The sequence below is a fragment of the Algoriphagus limi genome (assembly GCF_024919275.1).
GTDB classification, from domain to species: domain Bacteria; phylum Bacteroidota; class Bacteroidia; order Cytophagales; family Cyclobacteriaceae; genus Algoriphagus; species Algoriphagus limi.
The window spans coordinates 656,238-682,811 of sequence record NZ_JANWGH010000002.1; the positions used below are offsets into that span (position 1 = coordinate 656,238).

The 26,574-nt window shown below is 42.5% G+C and carries 18 protein-coding genes and 1 pseudogene; 1 reads left to right on the plus strand and 18 read right to left on the minus strand.

Features of this window, described 5'->3' with window-relative positions; translation table 11 throughout:
- The first annotated feature begins 2 nt into the window (after positions 1–2).
- Entirely contained in the window at positions 3–722 is a 720-nt protein-coding gene (locus NY014_RS11260) for a hypothetical protein (protein WP_259414683.1), read from the plus strand.
- On the opposite strand, the gene NY014_RS11265 is transcribed toward NY014_RS11260, so the two are convergent.
- The 18 genes and pseudogenes from NY014_RS11265 to NY014_RS11350 form a co-directional block, all read right to left on the minus strand.
- The gene (locus NY014_RS11265) at positions 712–1,278 is read right to left on the minus strand and encodes a hypothetical protein (protein ID WP_259414684.1); all 567 of its coding nucleotides are present in this window, start codon (positions 1,276–1,278) and stop codon (positions 712–714) included. The two genes, NY014_RS11260 and NY014_RS11265, sit on opposite strands and share 11 nt — an antisense overlap.
- 48 nt (positions 1,279–1,326) lie before the next feature.
- Complete coding sequence (locus tag NY014_RS11270; protein WP_259414685.1) at positions 1,327–3,477, minus strand: ferredoxin; 2,151 nt, start codon at positions 3,475–3,477, stop codon at positions 1,327–1,329.
- Positions 3,478–3,487: 10 nt separating this feature from the next.
- A complete protein-coding gene (locus NY014_RS11275) occupies positions 3,488–4,450 on the minus strand; it encodes a thiamine pyrophosphate-dependent enzyme (protein ID WP_259414686.1) in 963 nt (320 codons plus the stop codon).
- A 3-nt stretch (positions 4,451–4,453) separates the two neighbouring features.
- On the minus strand, positions 4,454–6,346 hold the full coding sequence (locus NY014_RS11280; protein WP_259414687.1) for a 2-oxoacid:acceptor oxidoreductase subunit alpha: 1,893 nt from the start codon (positions 6,344–6,346) through the stop codon (positions 4,454–4,456).
- A 159-nt stretch (positions 6,347–6,505) separates the two neighbouring features.
- A complete protein-coding gene (locus NY014_RS11285) occupies positions 6,506–7,372 on the minus strand; it encodes an RnfABCDGE type electron transport complex subunit B (protein ID WP_259414688.1) in 867 nt (288 codons plus the stop codon).
- Positions 7,373–7,383: 11 nt separating this feature from the next.
- Positions 7,384–8,241: a ferredoxin reductase domain-containing protein gene (locus NY014_RS11290; RefSeq protein ID WP_259414689.1), complete on the minus strand. Its 858-nt coding sequence runs from the start codon at positions 8,239–8,241 to the stop codon at positions 7,384–7,386.
- 205 nt (positions 8,242–8,446) lie between these two features.
- Positions 8,447–9,028, minus strand: a complete 582-nt coding sequence (locus tag NY014_RS11295; protein WP_135071985.1) for an electron transport complex protein RnfA — start codon at positions 9,026–9,028, stop codon at positions 8,447–8,449.
- Positions 9,025–9,654 (minus strand): electron transport complex subunit RsxE, encoded by a 630-nt coding sequence (gene rsxE, locus NY014_RS11300; RefSeq protein ID WP_259414690.1) that lies wholly within the window; start codon positions 9,652–9,654, stop codon positions 9,025–9,027. The genes NY014_RS11295 and rsxE overlap by 4 nt, the downstream gene beginning before the upstream one ends.
- A complete protein-coding gene (locus NY014_RS11305) occupies positions 9,644–10,324 on the minus strand; it encodes an RnfABCDGE type electron transport complex subunit G (RefSeq protein ID WP_259414691.1) in 681 nt (226 codons plus the stop codon). The genes rsxE and NY014_RS11305 overlap by 11 nt, the downstream gene beginning before the upstream one ends.
- Positions 10,321–11,334 (minus strand): RnfABCDGE type electron transport complex subunit D, encoded by a 1,014-nt coding sequence (locus tag NY014_RS11310; protein ID WP_259414692.1) that lies wholly within the window; start codon positions 11,332–11,334, stop codon positions 10,321–10,323. Before NY014_RS11310 ends, NY014_RS11305 begins: the two co-directional genes overlap by 4 nt.
- Positions 11,327–12,664 (minus strand): electron transport complex subunit RsxC, encoded by a 1,338-nt coding sequence (gene rsxC / locus NY014_RS11315; protein WP_259414693.1) that lies wholly within the window; start codon positions 12,662–12,664, stop codon positions 11,327–11,329. Before rsxC ends, NY014_RS11310 begins: the two co-directional genes overlap by 8 nt.
- A 5-nt stretch (positions 12,665–12,669) precedes the next feature.
- Entirely contained in the window at positions 12,670–17,583 is a 4,914-nt protein-coding gene (locus tag NY014_RS11320) for a 2-oxoacid:acceptor oxidoreductase family protein (RefSeq protein ID WP_259414694.1), read from the minus strand.
- 21 nt (positions 17,584–17,604) lie between these two features.
- Positions 17,605–17,964 (minus strand): hypothetical protein, encoded by a 360-nt coding sequence (locus tag NY014_RS11325; protein WP_259414695.1) that lies wholly within the window; start codon positions 17,962–17,964, stop codon positions 17,605–17,607.
- A 458-nt stretch (positions 17,965–18,422) separates the two neighbouring features.
- Positions 18,423–19,649, minus strand: a complete 1,227-nt coding sequence (locus NY014_RS11330; protein WP_259414696.1) for an MFS transporter — start codon at positions 19,647–19,649, stop codon at positions 18,423–18,425.
- Positions 19,650–19,897: 248 nt separating this feature from the next.
- Positions 19,898–21,901: pseudogene (locus NY014_RS11335) on the minus strand (heavy metal translocating P-type ATPase).
- Positions 21,902–22,228: 327 nt separating this feature from the next.
- Complete coding sequence (locus tag NY014_RS11340) at positions 22,229–22,471, minus strand: FUSC family protein (protein ID WP_259414697.1); 243 nt, start codon at positions 22,469–22,471, stop codon at positions 22,229–22,231.
- 76 nt (positions 22,472–22,547) lie between these two features.
- The gene (locus NY014_RS11345) at positions 22,548–24,992 is read right to left on the minus strand and encodes a YbcC family protein (protein WP_259414698.1); all 2,445 of its coding nucleotides are present in this window, start codon (positions 24,990–24,992) and stop codon (positions 22,548–22,550) included.
- 12 nt (positions 24,993–25,004) lie between these two features.
- Positions 25,005–26,570 (minus strand): proton-conducting transporter transmembrane domain-containing protein, encoded by a 1,566-nt coding sequence (locus tag NY014_RS11350; RefSeq protein ID WP_259414699.1) that lies wholly within the window; start codon positions 26,568–26,570, stop codon positions 25,005–25,007.
- Between the last annotated feature and the right edge of the window lie 4 nt (positions 26,571–26,574).

Below are 26,574 nucleotides of genomic sequence, written 5' to 3' on the forward strand. Positions count from 1 at the left end.
CAATGACACTAGCAGACTTTAAAAACGCCCACAAATGGTTGATTATCCCCCTAATCATTGCCATAATTGGATTTTCAAGAGGTTATTTTCTCAGATTATCTGATGCCTCATGGCATCAACATATGCATGGCTTATCAGCAATCTTATGGTATATCATGGTAATTATTCAACCTTATTTTATTACTAGAGGAAAGGTTTATAAACATAAGTTATTTGGAACGTTTTCACTTTTCCTAGCTGGAGGAGTGACGTTTTCAGCCATTACGATAATTCCGCAGAATTTAAAAGGAATAGCAGATTTGGAACCTAATCCCATTGTTTCAGCAGACTTTTTTTATGGTGTTTCCTTTACTGACATTATAACGATTATCGGGTTTGCTTTTAGTGTTTTGATAGCCATATACAAGGTGAAAAATTTCGAAGATCATGCTATGTGGATGATAGCTACTGTCTTTTGGGCATTAATGCCGGCTTTGGGTCGATTTGCTTTGATACCAACCATTCTAATTTTTGGCTTTCCTCCTCCCTACGACTTTATTGATGTGCTTTTTTTCTCTACGCTTCTTTGCATTGTCCCCATCCTTATTATTTGTTGGAGGTTAAGAAGCTGGCATCCAGCTTTACTTATTGTTGCAGCAGCAAACCTTTTATACCTTTTTATAGGTCCTATTGGAAGAAGCGAGTATTGGCGATCTATTGCAAACGAATTGTTCAAATACTAGCAGTTGATTCACTAGTTAGCATACCCAATCCGTCTAAATAACCCATAACACTCATGAAAATAATCAACACAAACAAAATAATGGCTACTAGGTTGATTGCCCTTTTTTCGAATTTGTAGAATACCCACAGAATTCCAACAAATTGGGAGGCCCATAAAAATGCTTCCGGGTAGCCCATTACCTGTTCAGAAATGGGGACATTCGTGTAAATAAATCCGTCTATCGAACCCATTGCAGCTGCAAAAGTTGAAAATACAGAAAGGCCTAAAATCAAAAGCCATAACTTCAGAAAACCGCGCCTGCCTTCAATGATAACCTGATATATAGGCCATAGCACCAGGGCCATAATTATTCCTCGAAATAGTTGTAATGCGGGACCTAGAGCAACAATTGGGGTATCCGTTGGCAACATAAAAGTTGAAATTGCGCCTTCAGAAAACCAGGCCTTATAATCAACAACGAATAGCCCAAAGAGCCCTGCAAAAAAATAGGCAATCGTATGAGAAGCTGTAATTCTCCATATAAATCTGTAGAAACGGGTATTCTTACCTGTCATGGCTCATAGATAGGAAAAGCTGGACGAAATTATTTCGACCTTACTCTATTAATTGAATTTTTCAGCTCGTTTTATCAGCTTATCCAGATTGGGTTCTTTCGAGTTTAGAGGCGCTCCGGGATGAATACATCCTGCGGGGCATTTCTCCGCTGCTTTTACCAACTCTTCAAAGGTCCCCTTAGAAGGGTCATCGATGTAGGCTTGTTTGTCCTTATTGTACTTGAAAAGCTTGGGATACTTATCCACACACTCATTACAGGAGGTGCAATTTTCAGTTTCAACCCAAGGGCCACTGACTTGATTGAAGGTAGTTTCCTCTTTAGTCACAACTTCTTTTTGGATAGCAGGACTTTCCTCTTTCAAGGGCCGCTCTTCGGTTAAAGCCGCTTCGTTAAACTTGAATTCTTCATCATCCAACAAGACTGAAATCAAGCGTTGAGCCGCCACCGAAATGGCTTCTTCTTGAAGGCTTTTCAATAGTTCCTGTCGATCAGTTTCGGAGGAAACACCTGGTTCTGCCCCTATTTTAACTTGATCCATTGGAGTAGATTCTCCTCCTATTGCGACCTCAGGTATTCCGGCTAATTCTCTTAATTGATTCCAAAAATCCAAGCGCTCTTGGCAGGATACTACCCATACATTAGGCACTGCTGCACGCAACAAATGTCCAGTTTCGTCTTTTACCCAGATAAAAGGGATTTTGCCATAGAGCTTAGATTCTTCCAATTCTAAATATTCGCTAATTGACACCAAATGCTCAGTGTAATATCTGGAAGGAATAAACATCAACTCTTCAGCTTTTTCAGGGAAAATGGCTTTGTAGTCTGCATAGGTAAATGCGGCCTCAATTTTCGTTAAACCATCTGACCCTTTTGCAGATAGGCTAAAGGTAGGCCAGGCCTTTGATGCTTGGATGTTTTTAGAAAGTTGAAATCTTTTTCCAGAAACACTTCTCTGAGTAGGGTTATAGCTGATTTTTGGAAAATACCGACTGGCATTTTCGGCTTTCATAATTAAGCTCGGTGTATTTCCTTCTAACTCCTTTTCATCGGGAAGGGAAAGGTAGCAAATGCTTGGGGAGGTTGATTTTAAGCAATCGTGGATTCCTTCCAAGATTAATTCAGGTTCATCCATGCCACTTTGAAAAACAGACACATTTCGATGAGCAATCCCCAGAGTGGCGATTTCTTGTTTGTACTGCCGCGAAGCATCTTCCCAAGCTAAATCTTTGTCCGGTGTCGTGATCAGTTCTTGATTTAGGACGAGCACTTTGATAGGTCTATTGGAAGCTAGAAGCTTTGAAAAAGAAGTCAAATGATCAAATAAATAGCCCTTATCCACAATCAGAATGACTGGGTGAAATAAATTGAGTTCCTCCTGAGATAATCGATACCAGGTAAAGTGATCAAAATATTCCTCATGAATTTCTTCTTTGAATTCATCTTTGATCTCCAAAGAAGCAATTCGAAATGCCCTGATCAATTCAACAAATGATTTTACCTCTTTGCTGAATAGCTCGAGTGTTTCATTAAAAGCATCATTGTTGGTTTCGACTATTTGGGAGTTTTTAAATAACTTCTCTTTGGAGATAGCCTCTTTCCAGCTTTTTTCAAGTACAACCACACTCTCCTTTTCTTTGTAATGATTTAGGCCTTTTTGAAGAGTGGAAATTACTTCAGTAAGTCGTTGAAGGCGCTTTTCGGAAAGTTCGGCTTTCTGATTTTTTGGAAGTAGGTTAACCATTTTATCAAAAGCGATCAACTCATCCGCAAAATCAAAGGTGTTTTTCAGGGATTCCTGTTCTGCCTGACTGTCTTCAATCTGCAAAAGCTTATTTAAGCCCGTAATTAATTCAGACAATTGAGAAGTAAAGGACTTTCGGTTGCTTACATGGTGCTTGGAAACCAAGTAATCCAAAAATTGAAATGGGGTATTTGAATTTAGGTTTATGCTTCGACTCATGCCATTTTTTTCTGCAATAGTGAAGGGATAGGAAGAAGCCTCTCCTTCATCCAAATAATCTAAAAGAGCAGAAGTTACATGCATTCTTTTACCATCTTTTGGAAGAATGCATGTTCTATAAAAATGCCGTAATTTTTTCCAAAAGGCTTGCATTTCGGCTTCGGGAACCGGATCGCTTTTTTCCCAAATGAGGGGCTGATGATCCACCATTGTGTTATTTTTCAATTCTTCTTTCATAGCCTTGGAGTTAAATGGCGTATCGATCCATGAGCGTATTGATGGCTCCAATTCGTTCTTCTACTGAAATTCCCAAATTGTGGGCACCATATTCATCATATCGGACGGCGTTTTTATTTTGATAAAAGAGTCCAATAGGTGTGGTTTCTTTTACCAATTCGGCCATTTCTCGGGCTTTGAGAAGGTTGCTTGGATCGTGCTGTTCAATATGGCGGAAAGTGCTTTTAGCTTTTTCATCCAATACGATACCATCCTCATGATCCAACAAGGTTAGAGCATTTGGATCTTTGACAGTTGGCTCATAGGTGTCCCGCATCCAAATTGGGCAGCGTTGCACAATTCGTACAAAAGCCAATCCGGGATGATCAAAAGCCTTTTTCAGTGTAGCATTCAGATGCGCTGGTTTCCAATCAATGGTTTGGGCTACAAAAGAGACATTTGCAAAACCCAAGGTTGACTGAATAGGATTGATGGGTGGAATGACAGATCCTCTTGGGTGAGTATTGGAATGGGTACCTAAGGGACTGGTTGGAGAAGTTTGTTTTTTTGTCAATCCATAGATTGAATTATCAAAAAGCAAAACCACCATTTTCATATTGTAGCGAATGCCATGTACCCAATGACCGGCACCGATAGAGCAGCAGTCCCCATCCCCCGTGATTACAAATACGTTCAGATCGGGTCTTCGAAATTTCACCCCACTTGCTACAGGGAGAGCTCTACCGTGTAAGCCATGAAAACCATAGGTCTTCATATAGTGAGGAAAGCGGCTGCTACAGCCAATTCCCGACACAAATACGGTTTTTTCTGGAGGAAGCTGCTCATCCTCACAGAGCTTTTGTACCGAATGCAATATAGTATGAGCGCCGCAGCCAGAGCACCATCTTGCTTTACTGCTTCCATAATCCTCAATGCTGTAATGCCCTTCTTCCGGAAGTGCGATTTCACAAAAATCTGGTTGAAAAGAAATCATGGTCTAGTCGATTAAGGTTAAGTTGAGTTCTTTCTCGAGCCTTTGTAAAATCTGAATCGGGCTCATGGGTTGTCCGTAAACATTGCTTAAGCAATCAATGTCAGTAAGCGTCTGCGCTCTCAGGTACCAAGCCAATTGGGAATAGCGCCTGTTTTCTACTGTGATCAAAGGATTTCCAACGGTATCGCTGTAATTGATTTCTACCGTCATCACTTTTTTAAACTTGTCGAAGATGTTCTTCAGTCCAGGTTCCATAGGACTTAGAAAACGGAGGTGAATACTACTCACTTTTGCTCCTTTTTCTTTGGCTCTTTCTGCCGCTTCTTCTATAGCTCCCCGGGTTGATCCCCAACCTACCAATAATAGGTCGCCTTCCTCATCGCCATGGATAGTAGGTGGCTTCAGCGTTTCTCGCAGAGCAGCCAATTTGCGGCTTCTGCTTTCCACAGCCCGTTGGTTGATGGCAGGGTCGTATGCGACATGACTATCTTCATCATGTGCTAGTCCGGTTAAGGTATACATTCCGCCTTTCTGTCCCGGAATTGGTCTTTTGCTAATTCCTGTGTGTTTGTCCCAATCATAGACTTTGACCCCTTCTTTCCAAGGGCTTTGGTCCAAAGGTTCAGGAAACCATTCGGCTTTGATTTTTGGACGAGGGAAGGGCTGTACGCCTGTGGCTAAATTGGCATCTGTCAGCACAAAAACTGGAGTTCTAAATGATTCTGCCAGCTTCCTGGCCAAAATGACAAAATGGAAGCACTCCTCTATGGTAGATGGGGCAAGTACTACCTTCGGTGCATCACCGGGGGCACCATACAGTACAGCCAATAAGTCTCCCTGCTCCACCTTGGTTGGTAAGCCAGTAGATGGTCCTCCCCGTTGCACATCGATGATGACTAAAGGGATTTCCGCCATAATGGCTAAACCAATAAATTCTGTTTTAAGCGCGATGCCTGGCCCTGAAGTAATGGTAACGGCCGTTTTCCCGGCATAGGAGGCACCTACCGCAAAACCAATTGCAGCAATTTCATCTTCAGCTTGGTGGATAATTCCCCCTGCCGATTCGATGGTTTCTGCCATCGCATGGGTAGCAGATGTGGCTGGAGTGATGGGATACATGGAACATACTTCAATTCCTGCCGCCATGACCCCAAGGCTTATCGCCTCATTCCCGTTCATTACCACATAGTCTTCCTCACTCAGTTTGCTTGGAATGGTGAAATGCATGGGGAAGTTATCATTGGCATACTCATACCCGGCATAGAGTAATTCGAGGTTGCTTTGAATAATCTTCTCATCCTTTTTTCGGAAGATATACTTGACTTGATTTGCTGCGATTTCCAGATCTCGATCATAGAGGTTGCAAAGCAGGCCGAGCACCCACATATTTTTGCCTTTTTTGGCATCACTTACATGCTTCAGGCATTCCTTTTCCATAGGAATTTCAAAGATGTTGTATCCCAATTCTTTGAAGTGCTCTATGGATTCTTTGTAGGCGATCGCTGTTTCCTCCGTATGCGTAGCCCATTTATTTTCGATGAGAAGGTAAGTTCCCGGCTTATAAGCATTTTGGTCTATGCGTCCATAAAGGACTTGCTCATTGAGAGCAACCACCAAATCGGCATGGTCACCCATGTTGGTGATTTTGTTACTGCCCATCCTTACCCTGATTCCAGATGCACCTGCTTTGGATCGGGCTGGAGGTTGGATTTCTGCCGGAATAATTTCAACTGTCCATACACCATTTCCCATTTTTGCGGAAATGGCTCCCAAGCTTTGTCCACATTTTTGTGCGCCTTCGCCTGAGTCACTGACAATCTCAATTACGGCTTCTTTGATTTTGGTCCTTTCAAATCGATTCGTTTCGGAAGGTTGACTGGCTGGATTACTGATCATGGCCTAGAGTTTTATGCATAGTAAGTACCAAAAAATTATCCTAGATTTTATTGACCGAAATCAGCTAATGGCTAGATAAAAGTCAGGTTTCAAGAATGCAGTCCTGACAACTAAGCGCTTGAAAATCAAGAATTGAAAGCGAAAAATTTGTAGGATTATTTAGGAAAAACCAGGCTCTCTATCACCTTTACGGATGATTTTCGCACTTTCTTTTCCTTTTACTATTCCCAATTTTGGATCAAGCCAAACGATTGCTCCGGTCGGGCATCGCTGAATTGGGTCTTGGGTTTGGTGGGCCAGTGAATAGTTGATAACTGGCAGGTTATTTTCAATCACAATAAGGTCTCCCGGCGCATCCATAGCACATCGACCGCAAGCGGTACAGGCTACTTGGCAGTCTTCCAGAATCTCATCTCCTTTTTCCAGATTTTTGCAGTTTACCCAAAGTTGGTGGCTGATAGGTTGAAGAGAAAACAAGTCCTTTGGACACACTTCTACACAATCTCCGCAAGCGGTACATTTATCAAGATCTACGACTGGCAAGGAATGCTCATTCATATGAATGGCGTCGAAATCACATACTTTTTGACAGTCTCCCAGACCCAGGCAACCCCAAAAACACCCTTTTCCCCCGCCACTCACCAAAGCGGCTGCTTGACAACTCTCAAGCCCCTCATATTTGGCTTTATTTCGAGCCACATTCGTACCGCCTCCACAAGCTAATCGGGCCACTTTCTTTTCTTCATCCCCTACGGAAATACCAAGGAACTCTCCGATAGCCTCCCTGCCTTCAGGTGAACTGACTGTACAATTGCTGGGTAGGACTTTTCCAGAAACCAAGGCTTCCGCAAAGGGTCTACAACCCGGAAAACCACAGGCACCGCAATTCGCATGTGGCAGCATATCTTCCACCACATTGATACGCTCATCCTCATAGACATAAAGTTTCTTATTAGCCACTACTAATAAGATGGCCAGGGCTAGGGTGAGTCCACCAAGTGCTAAAACTGCGATGACTATTGACATTTCCTTTTTCGCTAGTAGATGATTTCAGCCCATTTTTTACCTGCGATAAGTTCCGCTTTTCTGGTTTCCCATTTTTCCTCAGAACCCATCAATTTGCTAAATACCTCATCCAACCCTTCCTTCACTTTTTCATGTCCGGCTACATAGATGTAGGTGTTAAGACTGGAAAGCATTTCTATTATTTCTTCTGATCGGTCTTCAATGGATTGATTTAAGGTCATGACATCGTTCCACAAAGGTCTTGGGCTCAAAGCATGAATGGCTTGAAAAGTCTTTTGATCGTAATAACTGGTCAGGTCATTATCCAACTCATTTTGGTATAGCAATTCGAGCCCTGTCTTGGCTCCGTAGAAAAGCCGTATTCTTCCTCTCCAATCGCTGATGTGGGTGTAAATGTGCTTGATAAATGCTCTAAAAGGAGCGATACCTGTACCCATTCCGATCAAAATTAAATTGGCTTCATGGTCTTCAGGGACTTTAAAGGGAAGGCCAAACGGACCGGTGATGGTAATTTCATCTCCTACTTTTCGATCACAGAGGTAATTGGAAGCAATCCCATATTCGAGTTCTCCGCTGAATGGATCCACATAATTACAGCGCTTCACCAAAAGCGTGACTCTTGTTTTGCCTTTTACTTTTTCGGGCAAATCAGCCACACTGTACAAGCGATGGTGCATGGTGTTTCCGAAATCATCCTTTGTTTGGATCAAAACCCCAAAACTTTGATCAACTTCACAATGAAATGAAGGATCTTTCACTTCCAAAATCAATTCCCGGACTTCTTCCGTGTCTTCAGGAGTTAACCTTCGTGTCTTTTTAACAGTGGCAGCATATTGCCTTCGGGTGTCAAAATCTGATAAATGTGCCATTTTCTTATTCTTTAGTAGTTTTTCTTTGACATACCGTGCCACAACCGCAATTGCCACAATCCCCTCTTCCGGCAAGCACGTCTTCTGATGAGTGTTTATCCATAAAAGCCAATCGCCATAGGTATTGAACAATAACCCAGGCCAGCATTAAGCCCGTTATTCCAAGTATTCCGATTAGGTATTTGACCATCATTGTAATTGCTCTTTAACTTCCCAATCCTGAAAATCCCATAAATGCGAGGGATAAAATCCCTGCTGCTACCAAGGTCAAGACGGTACCTCTGATGACTTTGGGTACTTCCGCAAAATCAAGTTGCTCACGTAACCCGGCCATCAACAGGAGGGCTAGTGTAAATCCTGTTCCGGCACCGAATGCATAGGTGACGCTTTGGAAGAAATCGTATCCCTTATTGGTTTGAAATAAGGCCAAGCCCAAGATGGCACAGTTAGTCGTGATCAAGGGAAGGAAGATTCCCAAGGCTTGGAATAGTGCAGGACTCATTTTCTTCACGAACATTTCCACCAATTGTACTGTGGAGGCGATGACCACGATATAGCTGATCAATTGGAGGAACGGCGCGTCAATTGCCTCCAAAAAGGCATGAATTCCATAGGCACACATGGAGCTAATGAGCATCACAAAGGTTACGGCTCCTCCCATTTTTCCAGCGGTATTAATTTTCCCCGAAACTCCCAAAAAGGGACATATTCCAAGAAAATAGGCCAACACAAAGTTGTTTACCAAGGCGGCATTGATGAATATTTGGCTGAATGATTCCTGATTCATAATGCGTTGCGTTTTTGTTTATACAAGTTGAAAACCAATAACCAGGCTGCCAATGTGAAGAAGCCTCCGGCAGGAAGAATCATAATAACCCATTCCTGAAAGGTATCAGGAAGAATAGCGATTCCGAATATTGATCCACTTCCCAAAATCTCTCTCACCATACCAAGACTAACCAAACCGAGGGTGAAGCCTAAGCCCATGCCCAAGGCATCCATTATAGATTTTGTTAAGGTATTTTTTGATGCAAAAGCCTCGGCGCGGCTGAGGATAAGACAGTTCACTACTATAAGAGAGATGAATGCGCCAAGATTCTTGTGAAGGTCTACACTAATGGCTTGGATTGCATAGTCAATCATGGTCACGAAAGTGGCGATGATGAGAATGTAGGATGCGATGCGCACCTCTTTTGGGATAAAATTGCGCAGCATTGAAACTAAACTATTGGACATTATCAGTACAAAAGCGGTTGCTAATCCCATAGCAAGCGCATTGACTGCCGTATTCGAAACTGCCAATACCGGACACATCCCCAAGACTTGGACAAAAACCGGGTTCTCTTTCCACAAGCCTTTGATAAACTCATCGGTCGTGTTAGGTGCCGTCGCTTTAGTTATCTCATTGTTCATTTTCGAGGGAATTAAAAGCTGTCTTGTTTTTGTAAATAAGCGGTGCCCACTCTGAAGCACTTGCGTTAATTATTTCTCCAATAGCACGAGAGGAAATGGTTGCGCCACTGATACCGTCTACTTCCCAAGCATTGGTTTTTGTACCTTTTTTGACAGTGACAACCCGGTTCTGTAAAGTCGATTGGTCATCGTTAAGATCTACATCCAAGGCTGTGAAATTTTCAAGGAAGGTGGGATCTTTCTCAATTTTATCTCCTAATCCCGGAGTTTCTTTGCTTTCCAAGACGTAGAATCCAACCACTGTCTGATTTTCCGGGTCATATCCATAAATGATCTTGATTTGATCAGCATAGCCTTGCCCACTTGCTACAATAGCAATCCCCTTGAAATTTCCTTCGCTGTCATACCCGGCATAGACTACGTCTGTATCCGTTTCTTCTGCAGGAACAAAAGCATTGTTTTTATATGCATAGGGCTGCATTTCGGTGATTCCAGGAAGTACCTTAAAGATCGCCTCTTTGAGGGCTTCTGCTCTCAGAAATTCAATTCGTGGCAAGGTTCCTTCATAGGTGAATACGATCAGTATCCCACAAATAATACCGATGCCAGCCATGGCACGCAGCATTTTAAAGCTATTGGAAGGAGGTGCTATGGTCTTTGAATCTGTCATGATGATTTTAATGAAGTTCCATAAACCCGATAGCGAATCAATCGATCGATATGAGGTGAAATAGCATTCCCTAACAAGATGGCATACATAACTCCTTCAGGAAGTCCACCCCAAATCCGTATTACCACGATTAGTGTTCCGATAATGGCTCCGTAAAGGATGACTCCCCATTTGGTGATGGGTGAAGCCACCATGTCGGTTGCCATAAAGACTGCACCGAGCATCAGTCCTCCTGAAAAGAGCATAAATAAAGGAGAGGGATACTTGGAAGGATCTATCCAATAGAATATGCCGCTCAAAATAAAGACTGTCGCAAGGATGGAGACTGGAATTCTCCAATTCATAAAGTTTCTCAAGGCCAGATAAACTCCTCCCAAAAGAATCAAAATGGCACTTGTTTCTCCAGCAGACCCGCTTACAAAACCAAAAGCCAAATCTGCTGTGTCGGTGACAACCCCGTCAAACTTAAAAGCTGAAAGAGGTGTGGCACCCGATACTCCGTCAACCATCGGTTTCATAAATGGGGCTGCAAACAGCGAACTGTTGATAGTAGTAAATCGATCTGCCGCAAATCCGTCATACCAAGTGGTAATGGCAACAGGGAATGCTCCCTGAAGTACAGCTCTTCCAACTAAGGCTGGGTTAAAAACATTATAGCCCAAGCCTCCAAAAAGGAATTTACCAACGCTTATGGCGATAACACCGCCTAAGAAGGTCATCCAAAGTGGAAAAGTGGGAGGTAAGGTTAGACCTAATAGTAATCCTGTGATGATTGCCGACCAATCGGAGACAGTACTTCTTTTCTTTGATAATCGGCAAAGCACATGTTCGGTTAATACACAGGATAAAGTGGACGTAATCAATACCAAGGCAGCATTCCAGCCGAAGACATATACTGAAAATGCGGCCGCAGGTAACATAGCCCAAACCACATTGCGCATAATGATCTCCACACTAGTTCCTTTGACCAAATGTGGTGAGGTGCTGATATGTAATGTTTGCTTAAACATTCTTTGATTTTCTTTTGCGGACAATGGATTTGGAAAGTCTGAAGTACTGAACCAATGGAATATGAGATGGGCAGACGAAAGAGCAGGAGCCACATTCAAAGCAGTCCATCAGATTATATTCTTCAGCCATTTTATCATAGCTTTCAAATTTGGCTAGGATGCCCAATTTGGAAGGGTTGAGTGAAAGTGGACAGGCATCTACACAAGCGCCGCATTTGATACATGGGTACACTTGTGCGGAGCGATGCACTTGCTTTTGGTTGAAAACCACAATTCCTGAGGTGCCTTTGACAATGGAAATGTCCAAATTTCCTACAGCCACTCCCATCATGGGTCCTCCCATGTACACCTCGCTAATGCTTTCATCTACTCCCACTTGTTCCAATACATATCGGAGCGGAGTACCAATAGGAATGAGATAATTTCCCTTCTTCTTGACTCCAGGACCAGTGATAGTAATCACTCGCTCTTGAATACCTCGACCATGGGGTAACAGACGCCCGATTTCTGCTGTTGTTGCTACATTGACCACAACGGCATGCACATCGATTGGCAAGCCTCCAGACGGAACTTCCTTGCCCATTAGTGCGGTAATCAGCATTTTCTCGGCACCTTGAGGATATTTTACAGGAACAACCTGAACAGAGATGGGCTCTTTTCCGGTAAGTTTGCTCGCTAGGAATTCGGCAGCATCTTGCTTATTTGCCTCTATTCCAATGATCGTCTGTTTCGCACCCGTCGCTTTCATCAGGTATCTAATCCCCATGAAAATATCATCCGGTTGCTCTAGCATCACCCGATGGTCAGTCGTCAGGTAAGGTTCGCATTCAATTCCATTGATGATGAGGGTTTCGCAGTGCTTTCCTTCTGGAATTTTCAATTTGGCATGAGTAGGAAATGCTGCTCCTCCCAATCCAACAATCCCTGCTTCCTGAATTCCCAAGAGAATTTCTTCAGGTGTGGCAGTTTCCAAATCTATCGGATCGCCTTCCAGTATTTCCTGAGTGGAGGAAGGAAAAGGTTCCAGGTAGATTCCGGTTGTCATTTTTCCCGAAAGGGTGGGAACATTGGCAATTTTGCGAATGATTCCACTGGCGGGAGAATGAAGAGGCACAGACAAAAACCCGTCAGATTCTGCTAATTTTTGTCCCCTAACTACTTCCTGTCCCTCCCGAATGATGATTTTGGAAGGCTTTCCTATGTGCTGGGCAACAGGAAGTATAATTAGCGGGGCAAAGGAAAACTGCCGAATGGGTAGGCCATTGGTTTCATCTTTATTTTCAGGCGGATGAATACCATGCTTAAAGGTATGTCTGTTGATGGTTAGCATATCCTTTAATTGTATTTCTCGGCCCTTTTAATCCATTTTTCAATGTCCTTTCCTGTCTTGTCAGCTGGCAATCCTGGATGGATTACTTGGGCTGTACATTTTTCGGCAGCTAGAACGAGGTCCTGATAGGGTCCTGCCTGTGCGTCTTTGATATAGGCTTTTTTATCTTGATTGTATGCAAATATTTTAGGATTCAGATTGATGCACTCATTACAGGAGGTGCATTCATCTGTCTCGATCCAAGCTGAAGATTCAGTTTGGGTAGTAGGGGCTTGCTCCTGAGTAGTTGCAGGCTGCTCGGCAGGGCTTGCCTGCATCATGGAGGAAGATAGATCGATTCCATTTCCACCGGCAAGTTGTGCGAGTTTTCTGGCAATCTTCCCGACAATCTCCGCTCTGATTTTGCTTTCTAGATCCTCTTCAGCAGCGGCCTCAGTTTTCGTGCCCGCCAAATCCCGTAGCAAAATCCAGAAGTCTCTTCGTTCCTCGCAAGACTCGACAATGGTTTTCGCTACGATTACCCGAGTCAATTGATTTTTTCTGTCTACTGCCCAGATGAATGGGAATTTACCTTCCCGATCCTCCTCGCTCATTTCCAAGAATTCAGTAAGCAGGATCATATTTTCATTCCAGGTATTTCGAGGAGCATTTCGGAAATGCTTTCTAAATCGGCCTTCAGTCAAGGCGAAGTCCGCAAAGGTCATTGGAACCTCCATGGATTTTTCAACCCCATTTTCAACATATTTTAATTGATATGTAGGCCAATCCTGATCGATAGCAGGGTTTCCTGATATATCCAAAGCTTCCTGGATTTTTACACTCAAATCAGGATTGTATCGGAATATTGGATAAGCTCTGGACTCTACAGCCAATTTTGCCTGATGAGATCCTAAATCATCGGCTACTCCATGCTCAGGTTGACATGTCGTATACAGGTTGAATAAGGCAGGTCGCTTGGTCATCAAACCATCGATAAAGCCTTCTATCATGTGGCTGGTGTTTGCCAACGTTCCTTGCATCACATAGGTGTTGCGGTGTGCCATGGCAATCAAGCCAATTTCCTTTCGAGGTTCTGGTTTACCTTTCCACACCTTGCCGTATTGCGCCATGTCAGATACCTGACCGATGAAGCCTGAGGTACATGCCTGTCCACCAGTGTTGGAGTACACTTGAGTGTCCACGACAATTACTTTGATTGGTTTTCCGGAAGCCATCATTCTGGAGAGGTTTTGGAAGCCGATGTCATACATGGCACCATCACCACCCAAGGCTACGACAGGAGGACAAAGCAACCATTCTTCATCTGTGAATTGCTTCCAATTGAAGTAGGTAAAGAAATCTTTGTGTTCTTCTGCTTTGTACTTGCCTTCGAGAATCAAATTTGCTTTTCGAATAGCCTTGAATCCATCTGCCATCTTAGACATGTGACCCTCAAAGATCCCCATCGCCATGGATGGTGAATCCTGGAAGAGATGGTTTGCCCAAGGGAATGGGTATGGATTGTAAGGGTAAGTACTACCCCAAACAGAGGTACATCCTGTGGCATTGGTCATACCCATAGCAGATCGACCTCGGCCCGTTGTTCCTTCTGTGTATTTCCATTTCAGTTTTCTGAGTTCTGAAATCAGATGGCTAGTTTCTTTTAGCCATTCCTGGTCAATCGGTTTGGTTCCGCTTACTGCTTCCAATTTGCTGGCAATGCCAGACATGGTTAGATCAGTGTTTCGAGACTCGTTGAGAATCCTTTCTATCGCATCTGTATCCTTGATATTGATGGATTCCAGAAGTCGGGATTGAATGTGTTGCTCTAGTTTTTGGATAAGTTCATCCAACTGATCGATATGCTTCTTAATGCGGGGTTGCATCAAGGATTCTACCGTCGCAATGAATAAATGCACCACTGATTTTTCGGAGCAGCCAAGACAGGCACCATCCCCACTCACAAAGTGCTGGTAAGCATCCTTATTTAATAAGATGGTTTCCAGCGGTCCAATTTTTTCCTCTAAACTGTCAATTCGATTGAATATTTCAGGAGTGGTAGGAAGGTCTGACCACAAATCCCAGTCTTTTCTCAATCGGGCAATCGAACCTTCTGTCTGAATCACGGATACTAAGGCATCATCTTCGCAGACCTTGATACATTCATTACAGCCTTTACAGGTATTTGGATTGACAGTGATGCTGAACAAGCCCCCGCTGTTCGGGGATTTTTTTTCATGCAAATCGTAGTAAGGACGGGTCAAAGCAAATTTGAAGTCTCCCAGTTCTTCTTTGAACCAGCCGAGCTCATTCACCATATCTGCATTGTCCTTGTTTTCCTCAGTCAATTGGTCGATTCCAATGTGGATCAATTGATTTACAGTTTGGTCTTCCGCTGCGTCCTTAAACAATGCTCTAACCTTACTTTCCAGTGTACGGACTGCTTTGGTCAAATGCGTGACGTTATCATGATTCTTTTTGACCCGCTTTACGACTGTTTCAAGTACATCTTTCAAATCACTCACCAAGCCTGGAATTGCTGTGTCAGGACAGACTGTGTAGCATTTGCCGCAGGCGGTACAATTATTCGGAATCCATTCAGGGTGCTCAAAGCGGATGCCTGACATATCACGGAAAACCGCCGTAGTGGCAGGCATCAAACTCAAACCGATAAATGGATCGGTGAGGTTGTCATTTCCCATTCCTTGCGCATAGAAATTACCTGTTTGCTCCCAGAATCGGTGGATATCACTCAATTTGGATTGGCTCTGAGGTAATTCCTTCAGCATTTTTGGCAGCGGAATACCTACACTTTGGGCTGCTTGTCCGTTGGTGCCGGTTTGAATCTCTTTAGTTAGAATTTCATGCACCTCAGTAAATCCGCGCTTCACCACCCGCATGTTATCATCTACCACTCGCTGACCTTTGGCACCAAACTTATGCTGTAGCTGGTCTTCGATGGCTTTGAGTAATTCTTTTTCATTTAATCCTGCACTTTCCATCAAAGGAGAGGCCGCAAAGAATGCCCCTTGGAAGGCGATCCCTTGCATACGCAATTGCAACTCAGGATCTGTGGCCTCTTCACGGGCGATTTTAAATCCATCGATATAGAATACCCGTATCTTGTTGTCGATGATGATTTTTTGGTATCGCTTTGGAATGTCAGCCCAAACTTCATCAGGAGAGGTTTTCTCGCTTTGAATGATAAAGCATCCGCCTTCCTTCAAGCCTGCCAATGCATTCGTGTGCTTAAAGACATTCGGGTCTGGAGAAAGCACTACGTCCACAAAATAAAACTCACAGTTCATCCGAATAGGCTCGGGTGCAGCTGCTAGGTAGTAGGTGGTAGGCTGACCTTTCTTTTCAGATCCATACTTGGGATTTGCTTTGATATCAAAACCCAAAAGATCATAAAGCGTCATCGCTAAGTTTTTCCCGGTCGTAATTGCTCCCCATCCCCCAATGGAGTGAAAGCGAACCGTCGTCGCCCCTTTAGGCATGAGGTTTGGATTTTCCGATCCACGGATTCCTAAATCCTTGATATTGGGATAGGCCTCGAGGATAGTTTCCTGATAGGCCCGTTGTTTAGGGGTAAAGGCATTCTCCCGGATAAAGTCGATGGAAAGGTAGAAGTGCTTTTTATGTTTTCCTTCGGGCAACATGTTTTCCACAGCCCCGATAATTCCTTCAGCTTGTAAGTCACGGCTACCCATTCCAAATGAACCAGAGTAAAGCCTAGGTACGTCCTTGGCCTGATGATAAGATTCTATATCTGGATAGGGCTTTTGTCCGTCTGATAATCCGTTTTCCAAACATTTGGAAATCACAGCTCGCAACTCTCTCGCGATGGGAAGATCTTCTGCCAACGGCTGGTCAAGTCGTTCTAGAACGACAACTCCTTTTTTGCCTTTGATGACTTTAGAAAGAAGATCAGAAGGGAAAGGTCGGAACATGACCAGATTGACTACCCCAACTTTTATTTTTCGGGTGGCTCTTAGGTAATCAGCTACTGCTTCAGCACTTGGAATCAAGCTTCCCTGACCTAAAATCAAATAATCGGCATCTTCTGCCTTGTAAGTCATGACCCGTTGATATTGTCTTCCGGTTAGTTCGGCATATTCATCAAATGCCTTGTCAGCGATGGCTTTAATATGATCAAAAAAGAAAGGGCGCTGGGCTGCCACACTTTGCATGTAGGAATCCTGATTTTGCACGATACCCGCCATTAGAGGATTATCCACATCCCAGAGTTCTGGAATTCTTCTTCGCTTTTCTCCATAAATAATCCGCTGGGCTGGAGTAGGAGTATCAATGATATCGTCCGGTCTGCCGAGAAATTCCTTGATCAGTTCCCTCTCAGGTACATACAAACTTTCAATTAGGTGAGTGGTCAAGAAACCATCCTGAGCAATAATCCCCGGTGTAAGTGCGAGCTCAGCAATATGGTGTGCCAGCACGTTTAAATCTGCCACATGTTGGGCATTTTTGGCAAACATCTGGAAAAAGCCCGTGTCATCCACTGCATGATAATCATCATGTCCTGCGTGCACATTCAAGGTGGATTTTGTCATGGCTCTCGCACCTATGTTCAATACATAAGTAAGGCGTTTACCTACGGCTGCATACAAGGATTCGTGCATGTAAGCTATACCTTGCCCGGATGAAAAATTAGCGGCTCGCTGACCCGTCATGGAAAGGCCAGCGGTCACCGCTGCTGCTGCATGTTCCCCTTCAGGCTCAATAAAGATGAGCGGCTTGTCGGAAATATTAAGGTGTCCTTTAGCAGCTTCTTCAGCCCAATATTCACCCATTTGGGTGGAGGGGGTGATAGGATAAGCTCCTGCTGCATCTGAGGATTCTCTTTCGCACATAATGGCGGCTGTATTTCCGTCAAGGGCTGCCCGAATCCCAGGGTATTTGGGGTTAGTTTTATTGCTCATAAGAAGGAGGATTGCTAGTGATTAATTACCCGATACTACTTTGCGGGTATTTTCAGCCATGATGATAAAATCATTCGCCATGTCAATATTCATCCAAGGATCCTCAGTATCAGCTCTGCGATACATGGGGGAAATATGTAAGCTGTTGAACTTGTCATCAATGGCTCTGCACTGTTTCAAGAGATCGTCAACTTGATCTTTTTCCTGGAACTCAACACCATGCTCATCTAGGAAGCTACCGAGGTAATTTACGACGGCATAATAGGCGTTTCGGCACACGCTGTAGGCTACTACGTCCTCTTCGGGTCTGCATAATTCATCTTTCGCAGCATAAAAAAAGTTGTCTGCCTTGTCCAGGATTGGGTTTTTTAGATTTTCCATGACAGTAGAGTTAGGTTAGTGAGATCAAGTTATCTCCTGCATGGATATGAAAACATGATAATTGTCAGCCACTTACCTGATAAAAATAAAGGGGGTCGGGAGGGGGCTTGCTTGGGGTATTAAATGAGAAGTAAAAAATGGACGGTTTAAAAATGATTAATAATATAAAGAAGAAGAAATCATTTCTTTCCTTTAAATCATTTTAGGTCCACACCAAAGCCAATTAGAGATAAGATCAAATTTTTTTAAAAGTCTTGCTCCGTCTGACTACCTTCCTCCACCTTGGCTACAAACTGTTACAAATGGAAAAGCTCTTGTCAAGTTTTAAAATACTTTCTTTCAGGTCTTGAAGAGAAATGTTCAGTGCAGGCGGAATTTGTCCTCGCTAATACTCCTCTTTATTTTTTAAATCAATGATTTGAATTTTTTGTCATTATAAATGACCTCTTTCACTTCTTCTACTTCAATACATTGTTCCTTATTTGTTCTGGCATCCGGAATTTAATTATTAGTGAGGAGGTTAATGTGAGTCCTCCTATTAAAAATATTGCGTAATCAATTCCGAATAGGTCTGCAGTAATTCCTGAAATTAACGCTCCAAACGCGTATCCTAAATCTCGCCATAGCCTAAAAGAACCAATACTTTCAGCTCGTTGCTTGGGACTTGTAGCTTCAGCAATGGTGGAAAGGAATGTTGGGTAGACCAATGCTGTCCCTAAACCTAAAATTGCTGAAATAGAAACCAATACATAAAATTCACTACTAAAAGGAATCAGTAAAATAGCTAAGCCCTGTAAAAACATACCCCAAAAAAGCATGGCCTTTTTGGAGTAATTATCTGACATTTTTCCTGTAAATAATTGACCTATTCCCCAAACTGTTGGGTAAATAGCCGTTATTATTCCGATATTTTCATTATTGTAGTTGAGAGATAAAAGTACGATTGGAAGTAAACCCCAAATCATACCGTCATTAAGGTTATTTACAAGCCCAGCTTGGGTAACGGAACTCAAAGTCTTATTCTTAAAAGTTGTTTCTAAAAACACATTATCAAGCTCTGTAGTATTGTCTATCTTGCTTTCTTTGTGTACGAATATTCTGGTGTCTTTAACCCAAAAGGCAGTCACAAGGAACCCAACAATCGAAATAAAAACTCCAATATAAAAAGGACAGGGTGTGATGCCGTAGGTTTCGGCAATAAATCCGGTCAAAAATGCGACTATTCCAACTGCAAAATATCCAGCAAATTCATTTAAGCCCATAGCAAAACCACGGTTTTTTTCGCCAACAAGGTCAATTTTCATAACAACGGTGCTACTCCAAGTTAGCCCTTGGCTAACTCCTAAAAGCACATTAGCAAAAATTACCCAATTCCAATTGGGAGCATAAATGAGTATAAAGGGAATAGGAATAGCAATTAGCCATCCAAACAGGAGCAAAGTTTTCCGACCGAACTTATTGGCAAGTCTGCCTGTGAAGTAATTAGCTATGGCTTTTGTAATACCAAAAGCTGTGATGAAAGAAAGTATGGCGGTTTTAGAAGATATGCCAAATCCCGATTCGGCAAACTGAGGAAAGATAGATCGTTCCATTCCAATCATTCCTCCCACCAAAGCATTTACGGTTACCAAAATAGTAAACTGTTTCCAGTTTTCTCTTAATCCAAGTTTCAGATTTCCTGCCATGTAGATTTTCGCAAATTTCTATCTTATGGAGTTCCTAGTTTGTTACAAGGGTCACTTTGTTTTGTAATATTTTTACAAACTCCAAACTTGGATTTAATGGACATATTTGGTACATCTCATTTTGAGATAGTCTGGACATATAGGTGGATCTTTGGCTTAGTGTAGTATTTAAACTTTTACCAGTTGAAAATTTTTTCCCACTACTCTTTGATCTAAAATGCTGAAGTAAAGCTCGATTTGCCTTAGGATTAATTCATGGATTTTTTGAGTAGTTGCGCATTGACAGCAACAATTACAGTACTAAGACTCATTAAAACCGCTCCTATTGCAGGGCTAAGGATAAATCCAGTGCTGGCTAATACTCCAGCTGCTAGGGGGATTGCAATAATATTATATCCTGCTGCCCACCAAAGATTTTGCATCATTTTTTTATAGGTCGCAGCTCCGAATAGAATCAAATTAGCAATGTCCTTGGGGCTACTATTGACCAATACAATGTCAGCAGTTTCCGCGGCAACATCGGTTCCTGATCCCACAGCTATTCCTACATCTGCCTGGGCGAGGGCTGGAGCATCATTTACACCATCTCCTGTCATAGCCACAAACTCCCCTTTTCCTTGAAGCTCTTTGATAATTTTCTGTTAATCTTCCGGCAGAACTTCTGCATAATAATCGTTTAGGGAAAGATAATCACTAACTGCTTTTGCCACTCGCTGATTGTCGCCTGTTGCCATTAGTATTTTAATCCCCCTTTTTTTCAGTGTTCTGATTGCCTCTTTTGATTCTGGCCTTATTTCATCGGCAAGTGCTATATAACCCACTAATCTTTTATTCAATAAAACAAACACTACAGTTTCATCTTCTGATTTAAATGCATTTGAAGGAGGTGTTATTTCCAGTTCTTCCAACATTCCCGGACTTACAATTTTGACTTCCTCTCCATTCAAATTTGCCTTAATTCCCTTTCCAGTAATGTTTTGGAATTTCTTTGCTTGGTCCAATTCCAAATCTTCGCTTTTTGCTTTACGAACAATACCGGCAGCAATTGGATGTTCGGAACTATTTTCAATGGATGCTGCTATTCGAAGTAGGTCAGAATCTGACACTTCATCATAAGTGCTCTTATATCGTGTAACCCCAAATTCACCCTTAGTCAAGGTGCCTGTTTTGTCAAAGATTATAGCCGATATTTTTCTTGAATTTTCAAAGGCGGTTCTGTTTCTAATGAGCAAGCCGTTTTTGGCTGAAACAGCAGTGGAAATTGCAACGACTAGTGGAATTGCCAAGCCTAATGCATGAGGACAGGATATAATCATCACAGTAACCATCCGCTCCAATGCATATTCAAAGTCCTTTCCAAGGCTTAGCCACACAGCTAATGTCAAAATTCCCGCCCCTAATGCAATGTAAAAAAGCCAGGCAGCCGCTTTGTCAGCTAGGTTTTGAGTTTTGGACTTGCTTTGCTGAGCTTCCCTAACCATCCCAATAACTTTTGACAAATAAGAGTCTTCACCCGTATGCTTTACTTTTATTTTAAGGGTACCATTGTCGTTTACTGAGCCACCAATTACCAGATCGTCCTGTTTTTTTGAAATAGGTTTTGACTCCCCCGTTAGCATGGATTCATTAACGTGGCTTTCTCCTTCTACAATTACTCCATCAGCAGGCACTTTTTCTCCTGGCCTTACTAAAATGATGTCATTGCTTTTCAAATCTGAAATAGGGATATCTTCATCTTTTCCACCTTCTTTAACTCTACGAGCTGTTGAAGGCATCATTTTAGCCAATTCTTCAAGGGCATTTGAGGCACCCATCACTGATTTCATTTCAATCCAATGGCCCAATAACATGATGACAATTAGGCTTGCCAACTCCCAAAAGAAGATTTTTCCTTCAACTCCAAAAACCACTGCTGAGCTATAGATATATGCCACTGAAATTGCTAATGCGATCAGAGTCATCATTCCTGGAGCCTTCTTTTTGATTTCATCCCAAAGTCCATTTAAAAATGGCCATCCACCATAAAAGAAGATGATAGATGAAAGTGCAAATTGGAAATAACGATCACCTTTGAATCGCAATTCGAAACCAATTAATTCCTGAATCATTGGGGCGAGCACGATAATAGGTATGGTGATGAAAAGTGAAACCCAAAACCGCTTTCTAAAATCTTCAATCATATGGGCATGATGGTCGCTATGCGAGCCATGCTTATGAGCAGAGTGTTTATGTTCCTTTTTGTGGTTTTTCATAGTGTTTTATTCTATTTTGAATAAACACCAGCAAGTCAAAGGTTACTTAAAACAGGATTTAATATTGCTGTTCAATTTCCATTTTCAATGACCATTTTTACGGTCTACATTGAGGACTTAAGGAATTGTTAGGGCTTAGGTAAATATGGATAAGGTATCTGAGAATTTGCTGGTGTATTGCCCCAAAATTCTCATAAACAGTAATTTAAAAATTCTTGGCTCGAAATGCGAATTTCCGTCATCAAAAATGGCTAATTGTGATTTTGAAGATGGCTTTAAAGAAAGTCCTATTTGTGCTTATTCTTAATCTAAAAAAACTATCCTATTCTAATTCCGCTTTTTCAGCTCTTGCTTTAGAGCCTCATATTTCTTCGGTTTCTTCAGAAATATATAAATCAGAAATAAAGGAATAATAGTGACAAGACCCCATGTATTGGAGACCACACTGAAAATTATTATCCCGATTAGAAAACCAATAAAAAATGCATCGATAATAGGTGATGGCTTGTTGTTTTTTGCAACTTCAAGCAGCTCCTCATCGCTTAATTGAGATAGTTCACTTTGGTTCATGTTGTCAGGTTATAGATTTCAACTAAAGCAATTTAAAAATTTCTTATCAAACCTGTCTATACATCCAAAACCCTGATTATAAAACAGATTCCACTACCTGAGCAGCAACTTTTTCTTCAACTTTCCACTGCAAGTTTTTGTGATAGGTATGACTTATTTTTCCCTGCTCATTCATGCAGTGAAGATAGATCCATTCATTATCGAATAGTTGTTTGAGATGATCGTGCTTTTCTAAAACACAGTTGATGGCCTCAATTGGAGCTTCTACTACGACATTGAGTCGGATAGGCATGTGTTCGAATTTTTCACCATTATGCACTGACTGTAGTGGAAGTCCAATGCGCAAATCCCCACTTGATCCTTCCAAGACGCCTAAGCCTGAAGTGATATTATGTAGGGTTTTGTTTCCAGCACCCAATCGTTGATTGTCAGTAGTGCTAGCATAATACTGAAGGTTGATCCAGCTCGTTACGACCATGGGAGCAGTCATGATGGTTTCCAAAACCTTAAATTCAGAATCCTCTTTCCAATTGTAATTGTGGAGGAATGACTTTCCATCCAGCTTTAATCCTTTGGATCGATCCCGTGGAGCCACAATAAAGGAGTTGCACCCTGCTAAGCCCCACTCAGGTCTAATCTGTGCCCAGTCTTCGGCCCGAGCTTTTATTTGCTTCTCGATTTGACTGTCTGATTTTCCTTCGACATTCAAGCGAATGGTGCGCTCCAATCGTGTATGTTTGCTCGTAAGCTGAAGGGATTGCTTAAGTTCTTCCAAGTCTTGTCGACGGGATTCCGGAATAATGCTGTCATTCACAAAACTTATTTCATCCGTGGTAGTGTCGTGAAGACAGGCCAAGAAGATGGTTTCTTTTGGAATGGTGATGCCTTGTTCTTTGAGTTTATTTCGAACCTCCGGATTATTAAATACATACTGAGCAGTCAAGGCATTGACTTCCCCGGAATGTCCACCACAAGCTCCACAATCCAATCCCGAAGCATGTGGATTGTTGACTGAAGAAGAGCCGTGCCCAGTTATCAAAACAAAAGGTGCCAAATTATCCTTGATACCCATTCCAGTCAAAGATGATGCTGCCATTGCCACTTTATCGGCCAGACTGATAGCAGACAAATCAAGCATCTTTCCCTGCTTTTGCCATTTTCCGATTCCATCCTGTTTCGGGTCTTTATTGGGCCGTGTGATGTGAAAAGAGTTGAGCAAAATTTTCGGTAAAAAGGATAAGCCGATCGGGCTTACAAAACCAAAGGAAGTGATGGCTCCGGATTTGAATTTTTTCCAGGTTTTGCCAATCTGATGATCTGAAATCCTTTTTTTAGCCGCATGCTTTTGATCCGTGCAGGCTTCTTTAACCAAAGCAGAAGATGGAATTAGAACTGGACATTGGTTTTTGCCATCCTCATGTCCCAAAGGCACATAGTTGACAGGAAATCCAAAAAATCCGGCAAAGCCCACCGTCTCAATTTGCGGATTTACCAGTTCTAAATTTCGACGGTAAACTTCCGAACGTACATCTATGCAAAATACCATTTGAGCTTTTGCTTCAGCCTTTGAGTCCAAAGGCTTTTGCTTTTGGAATACCGATTTCAATTCTCTTTGAGAGGCAAAATCAAGTGCATCCTGAAAAATAAGCGCAAGTTTGAGTGATTCGTTTTGGGAAGAAAGAGGTTCTCCCGTATTCCATTTTTGATACCAAATAGCTTTTATTTCCTGTTTTTGCGGGGAATGGTTGAGGAAGTAATTTTCCCAAGTCAACAAGACTGCGAGGAATTCTGTAAGGTTCGATTTATTTCCGTCATACAGGCTATTGTGAAAATCGAGTCCCGAGATATATGAAGACCAACCCAGCACTTTTAATAGCAATGCATGTAAATAAGCCTTCGTTTCCTCTTCATCTAATCCAAGTTGAGAAAGGAAGGCATCTATAAATTCCAGAGGATTGTTCGGGAGTTGCTTGATGGCGGAGCGAAATCCCGGTAATCCCATGATTTCAGTAGTTCGATCGATTTGTGCCTCTAGTTTCCAGGCTTGATAGAGATTTTTCCCGGAGCTTTTGGTTTTCCATACGCTTACATCTTGGTCAAAATGTGCTGCTGCCCAAAAAGAAACTCGGTCTATCAAAAGCTCATTCCAGTCCTTCAGTTCTATCCTTGAAGCCACATCCAGGAGATTGTAATCTGAACCACTTTGCGGGTTTCCTTTTTGTATTTTTTGTGCTTTTCCGAGAATGGCATCTACCGAAGTATTCCCCATTCCAGCTTTTTCCAAAGCTTTTTGAATGTCCTGTCTTTGAATAGTCCCATCCTTCACCTGTCCTAAGTAAAACGCTAGGGGCATGGTCATGCTAATTCCTGCTCTGGAACCTAGTATTCTGGCAGTATCTGCGTAGGGGGTGTCTGTGAAACCTGCGTAGGGATTTACCGCCACGAAGTTTTTGAGAGGCCAGGAAGGAGCAATTCGCTTGCTTACTTTTTCCAGAACTTTTTGGTTGACCGAGGTATGCATGGGGTTCGAGTTTTACTTGATAGGTTTAAGGGTCAAAGAATTCATGAAGCGATTCAGGATGTGATTGAGATACAATCCATTTCTGAAATGAATTTCCATCCGCCGGAAGAAGAGGGAATTTGCAAACTGCGAGAACATGGACTGGCTTAATACGGTCAGGGTGAATAGGATCATTAATCCTAGGACGATCCCTTGATCAGTTTCGCTGAGCGTTCGGATACTTGGTATTTGATTCTTAAGCAAAAAGGCAAATGCATGCTCAAATAGGTAGAAGCAGTTGACTACGAGCAATGAACCAACAATTAGATAAATTATGGAGCGGCCTCCGTTGGTAGAGTCTAAGGTATTTATGTGGAGGGATAGGATGCCCAGGAAAATAATTCCAGAGATAACCGAAAGTTGAAACTCCATCTCCATGCTGTTTTGCCAGAATGAAGTAATTCCCAAATAGAGCACAACTGAAGTGATCACGGCTAAGATTATTCTTCCTATCCGATATGATCGCTTGTAATGGTCCGCTCCGCTAGTTTGCACTTTTTCGATCAGGCTTCCTGAAGAAAGGAAAGAATGGGCCTTGTAAAAGGAATGAGCTACCAAGTGTAAAAGTGAGGCAGCGTATACTCCCAGACCGCAAACCAGCAAGGTGAATCCCATGTGGCCAATACTTGAATAGGCTAGGGAAGTTTTTATCGATGGCTGTGTAATTGCGATGATTGCACCGAACAGGGCACTTAGCCCTCCGATAATGATCAAAACAATGGTAGCCGTAGAAGTCAGGTCAATCAGATAAGCGAACCTCAAGATCAAAAAAGGACCTGCATTAAGTAATCCTGCGTGTAGTAAGGCTGAAACTGGTGTGGGCGTTTCCATCACATCCAAAAGCCAGCCATGGAAAGGGATTTGAACTGATTTGAGACAAGCACTTGCCACCAGAAGTATACCGGCCAATTCCAATTGGAATGGCAAGGTTTCTCGGGAAAGATTTTGAACCTGTTCGAAAATCTGTGACAAATCAGCCGTTCCCAATTGCAGGTAGATAAGGATAAAAGATGATAAAAGAGTCAAATCTCCCATTCGGGCAATTATGAACTTTTTGTGTGCTGCCAAGCGTGCTTTTTTCCGCTCTGGATAGAAAAGTAAAAGTTGATGTAGGCCCATGCTAGTGCCAACCCAGGAAATGAAGAAAATGGCAAGGTTTCCAGAAATCACCAATAGCTGTACAAAGGCGATGGTAGTAGCAAGTCGTGCGATAAATTGCTTGTGGCGTTTTTCACCATCCAGGTAATTCCTGCTGTAGCGGACCACCACCAATCCGATGATGCCGATCATGGTGTACATCAGGGAACTGAGCGCATCCAAGCGAATCGTCAACCCGAAGTCTGCGTATTGGATCAGGCTCGCATGGATAGGTTCGTTGAAATGGGTCCAGACCATAGCTCCTAGACCGAGAATTATTGCCGTATACAAACCGAATTGTACAAGGTCGTAACTCTTGCGAAGGGAAAGGAATCGGAAATTGGAAAGGGAAAATAAAAGGGCGGGGAAGATAAAGAGACTACTCAAGATCAATGAATTCATACTG